Below are 1,988 nucleotides of genomic sequence, written 5' to 3' on the forward strand. Positions count from 1 at the left end.
ATCAAGAAGCACGGCTACAAAGCAAACAGCTATTTTCGCACAGGACTTAACCAAATAAGGGAAATGCTCATAATGAAAGCAAAAGATTGGCACCAGAGGATAGAAATCTTTATCCGATGGCTCAATCGCCAATTTCAATACTATCAAAACACCCAATTTTTAGTTGGGTGGAGTAGATTTTAAGTTTTTATTGAGCTTTAAATTTTAACTTTTCATATTTTAAAGCTTGTTTTATTAAATTTATAAAAAAATAAAGATAAATATTATTATTATGTACAACGAACACCCAGTTAAAGAAAGACGAGCTTCAGAAAGAGAGAATGATGAAATTGACCTGTGGCAGTTATTTAAAATATTTGGTGAGATAGGTCAAAAAGCCAATAACAAGATTAGTAATGCTTTAGACCTGTTACGAAGAAGAGCATTACTGATTCTTGGTTTTATTATGGCAGGAATCGCAATGAGCTACGGTGCTTTTAAGATGACCAAGCCCTACTACACCTCATCCATGACCTTTGTTCTTGCTTCTATTCGTAATGAATTTGTTAAAGAACAATTAAATGGTCTTGCCGAAATGGTGAAAGAAGATAACTTTGAAGCAATTTCTGAGCGGCTGGATATTTCCGAAGAATCTGCACGGCAAATAAAAGACCTGACCTTTGTGAACCTTGATGAAGAACATATTGAAGATGATAGTGTTTTAACTGGTTCTCCCTTTAGGATAGAATTAAAGCTATACGATAATAGACTGTACTCTTCATTAGAGCCTGCCATCACCAATTTTCTCGAAAGCAACAGGTACTTTTCAAAACAGAAGCAAATTAAGGAAAACCAATACCGGAAACTTATTTCTAAGTACCGGAGCGAGATTTCTTCTATTGATAGTATTAAAGGGTCTGTAATTACTCCAAGAGGCCCGGTACATGGTTTTGTGTATGGAGAGCCCCTTGATCCAACAAACCTGTATAGGCAAGGAATAGATATGTACCAGCAACAGGTTGACCTAGAGGCTGATCTTGATCAGTTGGATAACATGCAGGTGGTAAATGGTTTTGTGCCCCGCAGAAGACCAAGTGGCCCTAGTTTATTAATGTTCCTCTTTATTGGGGCAGTGACTACTTTTGTGGTTGGTTTTATAGTAGCCAATGTCGTAGATAAAAAAAGACGTTAAAAACTGGAGTTGCTACCTTTGACTGGAGACCTTTTGTAGGCAGATTTAACTAAATGCTTAAATTTGACTATTATGGAAAGACGTGTATTTGATGCCTCCTTCAAACGGATGGCCATTGACCTCTCCTACGCCAGGGGATCAGTAAAAGAGGTAGCCGATGAGCTAGGAATTGATCCTGGCCGTCTGAGCAAGTGGCGGCAGAAGGACAGCTCAACGGTAAGAACTACCGAAGGCCTCAATGACGATCAGAAAGAGATCAAGCGGCTACAAAAAGAGCTGAAGCAGGCGCAGCTGGAGCGCGATAGATCCGATGCTGACGCACGTCTGCTGGTTTAAAAAAGGCGGTCAGCATCTTCTCCAGGGGAGACGGGCGGTATACGGATTCATAAAGGAGCACCGCAACCAGTTTCCCGTTGAGAAGATGTGCAAAGTGCTGCAGGTCAGCGCCAGCGGCTATTACTATTGGCTCCACCACCCGGTCAGTCTGCGGGAGCAGAAAGAGCAGGAGTTGGTGGTACAAATAAAGGAGGTATACCAGCAGAGCAAGTGCCGCTATGGCAGTCCTAGGATCAGTTTTGAGCTCCGGGAGCAGGGTGTCCGGGCCTCCCGCCCAAGGGTAGCCCGTCTCATGCAGAAGCACCAGATACAGAGTGTTATAAGAAAGAAGTACCGGGTGCAAACTACCGACTCCAGCCATGCCTATACAGTAGCAGAGAACCATTTGGCAAGAGATTTCCAGGCGGTAAGGCCGTATCCACCCGACCAACTACATGTTTGATTTGTTTTTGAAGTTCTGGGGGTATAGGTTTCTGATGTT

General features: G+C 42.4%; 4 protein-coding genes. All 4 read left to right on the top strand.

Annotated elements, in window-relative coordinates:
• Nucleotides 1-183 (top strand): hypothetical protein (locus FVR03_RS24850; protein ID WP_222707317.1); only part of this gene is annotated, 183 nt, incomplete at its 5' end.
• Nucleotides 184-271: 88 nt separating this feature from the next.
• On the top strand, nucleotides 272-1,171 hold the full coding sequence (locus tag FVR03_RS23990) for a chain length determinant protein (protein WP_147924304.1): 900 nt from the start codon (nucleotides 272-274) through the stop codon (nucleotides 1,169-1,171).
• Between the two features lie 72 nt (nucleotides 1,172-1,243).
• Nucleotides 1,244-1,507, top strand: coding sequence for a transposase (locus FVR03_RS23995; protein WP_147924305.1), 264 nt, complete (start codon nucleotides 1,244-1,246; stop codon nucleotides 1,505-1,507).
• Nucleotides 1,482-1,949 carry an IS3 family transposase gene (locus tag FVR03_RS24000; RefSeq protein ID WP_147924306.1) on the top strand — a complete coding sequence of 156 codons (468 nt, stop codon included), beginning with the start codon at nucleotides 1,482-1,484 and terminating at the stop codon, nucleotides 1,947-1,949. Before FVR03_RS23995 ends, FVR03_RS24000 begins: the two co-directional genes overlap by 26 nt.
• Nucleotides 1,950-1,988: the final 39 nt, after the last annotated feature.

Origin of the sequence: Pontibacter qinzhouensis (assembly GCF_008017455.1) — a bacterium.
GTDB classification, from domain to species: domain Bacteria; phylum Bacteroidota; class Bacteroidia; order Cytophagales; family Hymenobacteraceae; genus Pontibacter; species Pontibacter qinzhouensis.